Source organism: Microcystis sp. M109S1, from assembly GCF_020247025.1.
Classification (GTDB): Bacteria; Cyanobacteriota; Cyanobacteriia; order Cyanobacteriales; family Microcystaceae; genus Microcystis.
This window is the reverse complement of sequence record NZ_JADBRW010000370.1, coordinates 1-10,100: the sequence shown is the minus strand read 5'-3', so window position 1 is coordinate 10,100 and position 10,100 is coordinate 1. Positions and strand designations below refer to the sequence as shown.

The 10,100-nt window shown below is 47.7% G+C and carries 6 protein-coding genes and 3 pseudogenes; 7 read left to right on the top strand and 2 right to left on the bottom strand.

The window, feature by feature from the left end; translation table 11 throughout:
- The 5 genes and pseudogenes from IM322_RS23490 to IM322_RS18175 all read left to right on the top strand — a co-directional run.
- A pseudogene (locus IM322_RS23490) lies at window positions 1–123 on the top strand (IS200/IS605 family accessory protein TnpB-related protein); the annotation flags it as partial.
- A gap of 55 nt (window positions 124–178) precedes the next feature.
- Window positions 179–577: pseudogene (locus IM322_RS18190) on the top strand (thiaminase II/PqqC family protein); the annotation flags it as partial.
- A gap of 15 nt (window positions 578–592) precedes the next feature.
- On the top strand, window positions 593–1,000 hold the full coding sequence (locus tag IM322_RS18185; RefSeq protein ID WP_286824799.1) for a DUF2605 domain-containing protein: 408 nt from the start codon (window positions 593–595) through the stop codon (window positions 998–1,000).
- 98 nt (window positions 1,001–1,098) lie between these two features.
- Window positions 1,099–1,404 (top strand): DUF2973 domain-containing protein, encoded by a 306-nt coding sequence (locus IM322_RS18180; protein ID WP_286824801.1) that lies wholly within the window; start codon window positions 1,099–1,101, stop codon window positions 1,402–1,404.
- An 11-nt stretch (window positions 1,405–1,415) separates the two neighbouring features.
- The gene (locus IM322_RS18175; protein ID WP_287676436.1) at window positions 1,416–2,063 is read left to right on the top strand and encodes a YqiA/YcfP family alpha/beta fold hydrolase; all 648 of its coding nucleotides are present in this window, start codon (window positions 1,416–1,418) and stop codon (window positions 2,061–2,063) included.
- A gap of 118 nt (window positions 2,064–2,181) precedes the next feature.
- On the opposite strand, the gene IM322_RS18170 is transcribed toward IM322_RS18175, so the two are convergent.
- Window positions 2,182–2,748 (bottom strand): hypothetical protein, encoded by a 567-nt coding sequence (locus IM322_RS18170; RefSeq protein ID WP_287676437.1) that lies wholly within the window; start codon window positions 2,746–2,748, stop codon window positions 2,182–2,184.
- A gap of 432 nt (window positions 2,749–3,180) precedes the next feature.
- A pseudogene (locus tag IM322_RS18165) lies at window positions 3,181–4,680 on the bottom strand (hypothetical protein).
- A 556-nt stretch (window positions 4,681–5,236) separates the two neighbouring features.
- Here IM322_RS18165 and psaA point away from each other — a divergent pair.
- Window positions 5,237–7,483 (top strand): photosystem I core protein PsaA, encoded by a 2,247-nt coding sequence (gene psaA / locus IM322_RS18160; RefSeq protein ID WP_286824805.1) that lies wholly within the window; start codon window positions 5,237–5,239, stop codon window positions 7,481–7,483.
- A gap of 178 nt (window positions 7,484–7,661) precedes the next feature.
- On the top strand, window positions 7,662–9,875 hold the full coding sequence (gene psaB / locus IM322_RS18155; protein ID WP_002770787.1) for a photosystem I core protein PsaB: 2,214 nt from the start codon (window positions 7,662–7,664) through the stop codon (window positions 9,873–9,875).
- Window positions 9,876–10,100 lie beyond the last annotated feature (225 nt).

The following is a 10,100-nucleotide window of genomic DNA, read 5'->3' as shown; positions in this document are numbered from 1 at the left end:
CAATCTGATGTCATGGGTTCCTACAATATTTTACGAAAAGCATTCCCAAATGCGTTTAACCGCTATGGGATAGAGAGGTGCGTAGTTCACCCAAGGAGAATTAATCTCTCGAAGCAAAAGTGAAGGGAATTTCTGAAATGGAATTCAGTCTGTCTATATTTGACTATACTTTTACTAACTATTACAGGAATTAGAATTACACGAAAATTATGCTTTACAGTGGGGGGTTGACCTAAGAAAGGTTCAGCCCGCTAATGCCACCCGTCGCTATCGGGATTTTCTTCTCGCTACCGCTTGGATGGGTGATATCGGTGCGATTGCCGTGGCGATGAGTCCCTGTATGCGTCTTTATGCTTATCTGGGCCAACAATTAGCCTTAGAACCGATTTCTGAGAATCCCTATCAAGCTTGGATTGATAGTTATAGTGGGGATGAATTCGCAGCTTTAGCAAGCCAGTTAGAGGAATTGGCGGATAAATACGCTCTGATGACGGAAAATATCTCTTTATCCTATCGTTATGCCCTTAGTTGTGAACAGGAGTTCTTTAGTGCCGCCTACAGCCGGCGCAAATCTTAAAATTTTCCCGTCACAATGTTAAGAAATATAAATAACGCTAAGATTAAGGTAAGCAAAATCGTCATTATAAGAATAATGTTCCCTTCGCAACCCACCGAAAACGAACTCCTGAAAACTATCTTGGAACCTCTACTGGAGGATTTCACCCATTGGTTTTCCCGTTCCCGTCTCCTCCTCGAATCCGAGAGATTATCCTTTCTCAGCCTCGAGGAACAAAACGATTTATTGGCCAGAGTCAAAAACGCCCAACAGGAGGTGGCTACGGCTCATTTACTCTTTAAAACCACAGGTGGTCAGGTGGGTATTGAGGCCAAGATGTTGTTGCCTTGGCATCAGTTGGTGGCAGAGTGTTGGGGTGTCAGCAGTCGTCGTCGTCGATTACAGGGTTGGGGAGAATATCAATCTCCTCAAACTGACGCTTAATCTGAAACTTTTTGGTAAGCTAGAGAGTTGAGCGAATTTTTAGCATAAAGTTTTGGCAATTAGGAATATTCACACATAATTCATGGGAGACTTAGTCAATGCTACATCTGCTCTATATCCTCGCCTTCACGGTTATCGCTTTTTTGACCATTAATAATTTAATTCGTAGTCTGATTACTGTCAGCATGGATTCCCAGAAACGTCCTGCTAAATCGGGTAATTCCTATAATCCCTACGGTTATCCCATGACTTCCCATCCCGAACTTTTGGACGAGTCCGGACAACTAATCAATGAACCTTTGTTAGTGATTCGTTCTCTCACTGTCGAAGATGCTCGTCAGCAGTTAGATGCCATTTATAATTCTTCTCCCAGTGCCACCAAAGAGCAAGATGAAGAAATCTAATTGGTTCTAGAATGGCAGTCCTTGATAACAGACATATTTATCTACACGGTTTTGCTTCTGGCCCCCAATCAACAAAAGCGCAATTTTTGAGACATTGTTGGCAAAATAAGGGTTTAGCAATGGAAATTACCGATCTTAACGGTGATAACTTTTCTAGCTTAACTCTCACTCGTCAGATTGTTCAAGTCGGCCAATTGATTGAACAATCTCAGCTTCCCGTTACTCTGATTGGTTCCAGTTTTGGCGGTTTAACGGCAGCTTGGCTGGCAGAAACTTATTCTCAGGTGCAAAGGCTCGTTTTATTAGCTCCGGCTTTTAATTTCGGGCCGATTTGGTTAGGACAATTGGGAGCAGAAACCCTAGCCAATTGGCAAAAATCTGGGAGTTTATCGGTTTATCACTACGGTTATCGTCGTTCTCTGCCAATTTATTACAAGTTTATTGAGGATTTAGCTAATTATCCCCAAGAAAAGTTAATCAGGCAGCTCCCCACCCTGATTATTCATGGTCGTGCCGATGAGGTGATTCCCCTAGAAAATAGTCGCCATTATTGCATAAATCGCCCTTGGGTAAAATTAGTCGAATTAGATAGCGATCATGCCCTTACCGATGTTTTGACGAGAATCTGGGCTGAAATACAATTATTTCTCAATTTTTGACGAAAAAAGACCCCTCCTTCGATCGAAGGAGGGGTCTTAGTATATTTGTATTAGATTTTGAGAAGATTTTTCAGCTTCTCAGTCTAAAGACAAGAGATTTTCTGCTGATGTCTTGCCACTACCAAAGTCCGCGGATAGGAGATACACTAGGCTCGGGAGCGGGTTGAGGAGCAACTTCAGTAAAGGTTCTGGTTTCCGGGGGTAAAGCGGGAAGTCCCCAAGCGGGTTGTTTTTCGTTAAGTTCTCTTAAAAGTTGTGAGCGATTGCTGCTGGTGGTGATTTCCGATTTTAGTTTCAAGCGGGAAACCCAATAGGGACGAGCTTTACCCACATAAATTAACTTGCCATCTACCACTTGCAATAGTACATCGTCGCCACCAGTGGCATCCCCAACAATACGAGCGGTGGTTCCGTCAGCAAAGTCGCCACTGAAAATTTCTTTGCCATCCACTGTTACAGGTCTGATCAATTGGATGGACATAATCCCTCCCACGGTTCCCCGGACGCGACCTAGTACATAGTCACCGGGGTTGAGTTGCGGTTCACCTCTGTAGGTGTTATGGCCGCGCAGTTGACTGATCAGGATTTCGTTATTTTCCGGTCCTGCTTGTGCGGGTACAGCGCCAACGGTGGTTAGGGCAACTAAACCGGCAAAACCAGCGACAAGGGAAATTTTGTTAAACACAATTACCTCAAGCAAAAAGTTAGTAAATTACCTAGAGACGTTCTAGATTATAACTTAGTTCCCAATTTTGTCTATATTGCGAAATATTTGTTTAATAATTTCTCGATCGAGGTGTTGGGGATTTCAGTTATCAGTTATCAGTTATCAGATTGCAGTTTTAAGTGGACAGTGTTAGGTGAAAACTTCGGGGTCTTCTGGACATCAGGTGAAAAATGTTCACAGTGTTACATAATGGGCGCAAACCTTGCGCCCCTACAGCCGGCACGATATTAATGGTAGGGACATAAGGCTTATGCCCTTTTTTCGATAAGATAAGCTTATCACTTTAACTCCAATAGAAGCAAACTTGGGAACTTTCTTTTCACTGATTACTGTTTACTGTTCACTGCTCACTGAAAAATCCCCATTTCCCCATTCCCTAACCCCTATTCCCTAACCCCTATCCCCATTGGTGAATAATTCAGGATCGAGGATGGGTAGTTCGCTATCTGTTTCTGCTGGGGGAGAGGGTAACTGGAAACGATTTAAGGTTTGTTGAATGCGATCGAAAATGGTGATTTTTTGCTCGCTATTGTTCTGGGGTTCGGGAATAGGTTCCACTTCTACCGGAGGCTAAATACTAGAGGCCGGTTCGTTAATCTCCTTTGTCTCCGGTATGGTGGTTAAGGGAGATTCGATCGCTTCAGGGGTTTCCTCCACCTTTTCGATTGTTTCTGTCTCTACTGGTTTTTCTTCCACTATTGGGCTTTCTGGCTCAATAACAGGATTTTCTTCCACTATTGGGCTTTCTGGCTCAATAACAGGATTTTCTTCCACTATTGGGCTTTCTGGCTCAATAACAGGATTTTCCTCCTCAATAACGGGGGTTTCCTCAACTATAGGGGTTTCTGGCTCAATAACGGGGGTTTCTTCCTCAACTATGGGAGTTTTTTCCTCTAGACTGGGAATGGTTTTATAGTTGGGATCAACAATGCTACGGGCAATTATAGGGGATAAATCGCCGCGGACTAATTGACTAAGGCCGTCTTGGTAAGAGGGATCAAAGCTAATCACGCGCACGCTGGTATTAAACTCGTTTTCGATTTTATTTCCCTTACCATCGATGAATTCTAATTGTACCCAGTTATTGCCCTTGTCAAAACCCTTGAGATAGATCGGTTCCCAAGTATCAAGCAGAAAACTTTCACCGTTGACAGTGACACGAATGCGCCAATTTTGAAGACTATTATCCTCGTTGGCAGTATTGGGCAGACGTAGAGGAGCATTACTCAGATAAAAATCGAGCAGGATCGGTTCTGCACCGTAGATTCCTTGCGGAATACTGTAGGTTAATAGGGGTAAGTTGTTATCAGGGGCATTTTTGCCTGTTTTTGTCAGAATATGAAAGGTTGTTTCAGCGAAGGCCCCATCATTTTTAAAACTTTCCTGCCAAGGCCGCAGGGCCAAGACGCGGAGGGTGTGAGTACCGGGGGCGAGATTTTCTAAGATAATCGGTTGCTTGAGGTCGTAGATAGCCGATGCTGGTTCATTATCGACAATTAGGCTCAAGTGGGGTCCTAATTTCAGGGTGTCGTCTTGGAAAATTGGCAGCTCCGACACTTGTAGTTTAACTGTCACCTGAGGGTCATCGAAAACTTGTTCGGCCAGAGGACTGAGAATCGTTACTTGGGGAGCGTAACGATCTAAACTGGGGCGCAGTTGCTGAATTAGGGCCGGGGGGGCAACCTCAGAAATGCGGCCTCGAACGACGGGAAGATTAGAGGTTTCGGAAGTGGGGAGATTGGTAGCCGTCAGGCGATCGCCACAGGCGGTTAATAGGGTGGTCAGTAAACCGATCACAAGACATATATGAAGGGTTTTGACTGGGATTAATTTATGTAGTAGGGATAGCACGTTCCTCCTAGAGCCAAGGCCAAAATCTATACAAACCATTGATTTTTGCGAGAGTCATCGAATGCTCTGGTGTCAGCAAAAGCGCGAGAAGATCAGGTTATGGCCTCAATTTTACAGAATTGTTTGATTGTTTTTTGAGAATCTATCTATTGAATTTTCTATATGGTCTGGTGAGGGAGAAAAGGGGGAAATCGGCTTCTGGGGCGACAATTAATAAACTTTTGTCAAGAAAAATCACTGGTCTGACCCTGACTGAGACCGTCCATAGCAGAAAATGTCTCTCCTAAGCTAAACGGCGCTTAACCTGCATGATCCAATAGCTATAACCCTTTTGGAGTCTATATCGGTGATCCGAAGTAAAAGCCGTTTAGCTTATCAAGGATTAAGACAATTTTAATTATTGTTAAGCATAACGAACAGACAAGAGAACAAAGACTTATCATCTACTATTGATGCTTTCGACTGGAATCTCACCCAAGAGGAAAGTCAAGCGACATTAACAAAAGGTGGGTCAGATTTCAACTTGCCTTTTTTAGGTTAAAAAATCTATCCTCAAATAAAACGCTAAGTCTATTGTCGAGAGAGGAGAATCCTCATGGCACTCCCCCCCAAAGCGGTAGCTAAAGTGATTGTAGATAAAGACCCAGTACCTACTTCCTTTGAGAAGTGGGGTCAACCGGGGCATTTTGATCGCACTTTAGCCAAAGGACCCAAAACCACCACCTGGATTTGGAACCTACACGCCAACGTCCACGATTTTGATAGTCAAACCAGCGATCTCGAAGATATTTCTCGGAAAATCTTCAGTGCCCACTTCGGACATCTCGCCGTTGTCTTCGTTTGGCTGAGTGGAATGTACTTCCACGGCGCGAAATTTTCTAACTATGAAGCTTGGTTAACCAACCCGCTCGCCATCAAACCCAGCGCCCAAGTGGTCTGGCCGATCGTCGGTCAAGGCATCCTCAACGGCGATGTGGGCGGTGGCTTCCACGGTATTCAGATCACCTCTGGTCTGTTCTACCTCTGGCGCGCCTCCGGGTTCACCAACAGCTATCAGCTATACTGCACCGCTATCGGTGGTTTAGTTATGGCGGGCCTGATGCTGTTTGCCGGTTGGTTCCACTACCACAAAAGCGCACCGAAACTGGAATGGTTCCAAAACGTGGAATCGATGATGAACCACCACTTGGCGGGTTTACTCGGCTTAGGTTCCCTAGGTTGGGCTGGTCATCAGATTCACGTTTCTTTACCGGTGAACAAACTCCTCGATGCTGGAGTAGCTCCCCAAGACATCCCCTTGCCCCACGAGTTCATTCTCGAACCGAGCAAGATGGCGGATTTATATCCCAGTTTCGCCCAGGGTTTGACCCCCTTCTTTACCCTTAACTGGGGTGCTTACTCGGATTTCCTCACCTTCAAAGGTGGCTTGAACCCCGTGACTGGTGGTCTCTGGCTTTCCGATACCGCTCACCATCACTTGGCGATCGCTGTATTATTCATCATTGCCGGTCATATGTACCGTACCAACTGGGGTATCGGTCACAGCATGAAGGAAATCCTCGAAAACCACAAAGGTCCCTTCACCGGTCAAGGTCACAAAGGACTGTACGAAATCCTGACCACCTCTTGGCACGCTCAGTTAGCGATTAACCTTGCTCTCTTAGGTTCGCTAACCATCATCGTGGCCCACCATATGTACGCCATGCCGCCCTATCCCTATCAGGCGACTGACTACGCCACCCAACTATCCTTGTTCACTCACCACACTTGGATCGGTGGCTTCTTAATCGTCGGTGCGGGAGCGCACGGAGCGATCTTCATGGTACGGGACTACGATCCGGCCAAAAACGTCGATAACCTGCTCGATCGGATGATCCGTCATCGCGACGCAATTATCTCCCACCTGAACTGGGTATGTATTTTCCTTGGCTTCCATAGCTTCGGTTTATACATTCACAACGACACCATGCGGGCTTTTGGTCGTCCCCAAGATATGTTCTCGGATACGGGAATTCAACTACAACCCATCTTTGCCCAATGGGTACAAAGTCTCCACACCCTAGCCCCCGGCAACACCGCTCCTAACGCTCTAACTACCGCTAGTTATGCTTTCGGTGGCGACGTGGTAGCCGTGGGTGGCAAAGTGGCCATGATGCCGATCACTCTCGGTACTGCCGATTTCCTCGTGCATCACATCCACGCCTTCACCATCCATGTAACCGTGTTGATTCTCCTCAAAGGGGTTCTCTACGCTCGCGGTTCCCGTCTGATTCCCGATAAAGCGAATCTCGGTTTCCGTTTCCCCTGCGATGGTCCCGGTCGCGGCGGTACCTGCCAAGTTTCGGGTTGGGATCACGTCTTCCTCGGCCTGTTCTGGATGTACAACTCCCTCTCGGTGGTAATCTTCCACTTTAGCTGGAAAATGCAGTCCGATGTCTGGGGAACCGTCGCCCCCGATGGTACTGTCACCCACGTTACCCTCGGTAACTTCGCTCAAAGTGCCATCACCATCAACGGCTGGTTACGGGATTTCCTCTGGGCGCAATCGGCCCAGGTGATTAACTCCTATGGCTCTGCCCTGTCCGCCTACGGAATCATGTTCCTAGCCGGTCACTTCGTCTTCGCGTTTAGCTTGATGTTCCTGTTCAGTGGTCGCGGCTACTGGCAAGAATTAATCGAGTCGATCGTTTGGGCGCACAACAAGTTAAGAGTTGCCCCCGCTATCCAACCTCGCGCCCTGAGCATCATTCAAGGTCGTGCCGTTGGTGTGGCTCACTACCTCTTAGGCGGTATTGTCACCACTTGGGCATTCTTCTTGGCCAGAAGTCTCTCGATTGGCTAAACTTGCCTATAAGGGCTTGCCAGTCCCCCGGGGATTGGCAAGACTAGGCTGAACCAGCGTCGATTGACCGATACCTCTGTAAGCGTTTCCTATTACAGTAGGTGAATTGAAAAAAGGAAATAACCAGCACTCGTGTAAGAGCCTCAGTTATTTAGAGAGGAGAATTTCCTAAACAGCTATGGCAACTAAATTCCCTAAATTTAGCCAAGATCTAGCCCAAGATCCGACTACCCGTCGGATTTGGTACGGGATCGCCACAGCCCACGATTTTGAAAGTCATGATGGCATGACGGAAGAGAATCTCTACCAAAAGATTTTCGCGTCCCACTTCGGCCACATTGCAATCATTTTCCTGTGGACTTCCGGTACGATATTCCACGTCGCTTGGCAAGGTAACTTCGAGCAGTGGATCAAAGATCCCTTAAACATCCGTCCCATCGCCCACGCGATTTGGGATCCCCAGTTCGGTAAAGGCGCTGTAGATGCCTTCACCCAAGCTGGCGCTTCTAACCCGGTTAACATCGCCTATTCTGGGGTTTACCACTGGTTCTACACCATCGGTATGACCTCCAACCAAGACCTATACCAAGGTGCGGTGTTCCTGCTGATTCTCTCGGCGATTTTCCTCTTTGCTGGCTGGTTACACTTACAACCTAAGTTCCGTCCTAGCCTCGCTTGGTTCAAAAACGCTGAATCTCGCCTGAACCACCACCTCGCCGCTCTGTTCGGTGTTAGCTCCTTAGCTTGGACCGGACACCTCGTTCACGTTGCTATCCCCGAATCCCGCGGTCAGCACGTTGGTTGGGACAACTTCCTCTCCACTCCCCCCCACCCGGCGGGTTTACTACCCTTCTTCACCGGTGACTGGGGTGTGTATGCGGAAAACCCCGATACTGCTAACCACATTTTCGGTACTGCCCAAGGCGCGGGAACTGCGATTCTCACCTTCTTAGGTGGTTTCCATCCCCAAACCGAGTCCCTCTGGTTAACCGATATGGCTCACCACCACTTGGCGATCGCTGTGATCTTCATCGTGGCTGGTCATATGTACCGCACCAACTGGGGCATCGGTCACAGCATCAAGGACATCCTCAATGCCCACAGACCCCCCAGTGGTAAGTTAGGAGCCGGTCACAAAAATCTTTATGACACGGTTAACAACTCTCTCCACTTCCAACTCGGTTTGGCTCTCGCTTCTTTAGGCGTGATCACCTCTCTGGTGGCGCAGCATATGTACGCGCTACCCCCTTATGCTTTTATCGCTAAGGACTACACTACCCAAGCGGCTCTCTATACCCACCACCAATACATCGCTGGTTTCCTAGCGGTGGGTGCTTTCGCCCACGGTGCTATCTTCTTCGTGCGTGACTATGATCCCGAAGCGAACAAAGATAACGTGCTGGCGCGGATGCTGGAGCATAAAGAAGCGATCATCTCTCACCTAAGCTGGGTTTCCCTTTTCTTAGGTTTCCACACCCTCGGCCTCTACGTTCATAACGATGTAGTCGTCGCTTTCGGTACTCCCGAAAAACAAATCCTCATCGAACCTGTGTTCGCTCAATTCGTGCAAGCAGCTTCGGGTAAAACCCTGTACGGCATGAACGTACTGTTGTCTAACCCCGATAGCATCGCTTACACCGCCTATCCCAACTACGGTGATGTTTGGTTACCCGGTTGGTTAGACGCAATCAATAGCGGCACTAACTCCCTCTTCTTAACCATCGGTCCTGGCGACTTCCTCGTTCACCATGCGATCGCTCTTGGTTTACACACCACCGTTCTAATCCTGGTTAAAGGTGCTTTAGACGCTCGTGGTTCCAAATTAATGCCCGATAAAAAAGACTTCGGGTATTCCTTCCCTTGCGACGGTCCCGGTCGTGGCGGTACTTGCGACATCTCTGCTTGGGATTCCTTCTATCTAGCCATGTTCTGGATGTTGAACACCCTGGGTTGGTTAACCTTCTACTGGCACTGGAAACACCTCGGTGTCTGGTCGGGTAACGTGGCTCAGTTTAACGAAAACTCCACCTATCTGATGGGCTGGTTCCGCGATTACCTCTGGGCTAACTCGGCTCAATTAATCAACGGTTACAACCCCTACGGTGTTAATAACCTTTCTGTCTGGGCCTGGATGTTCCTCTTTGGACACCTCGTTTGGGCAACCGGTTTCATGTTCCTGATCTCTTGGCGCGGTTACTGGCAAGAGTTGATCGAAACTATCGTTTGGGCCCACGAACGCACTCCTCTGGCGAACCTGGTTCGTTGGAAAGACAAACCCGTGGCTCTCTCGATCGTTCAGGCTCGTTTGGTTGGTTTAGCTCACTTCACCGTTGGCTATATCTTCACCTACGCCGCCTTCTTGATCGCTTCCACTGCCGGCAAGTTCGGCTAAACCTTGAATTAGGTGACTAAAAAACCCCCCGCCCATTGGTGGGGGGTTTTGTTTTTGACATCCTCGCCGCCCTAAAAGTGCGGCGATTCCTAAACCTCACGATTTAAGTTTCTGCTTCCACCACCGTCGCATACCACAGTTAAAAAACCATGTACTGTCTTACACAGAGTCCACAGACTTTCGCCCCATTTCAGAAGCCCGATTCCGTGTGTCCCACGGTACGTT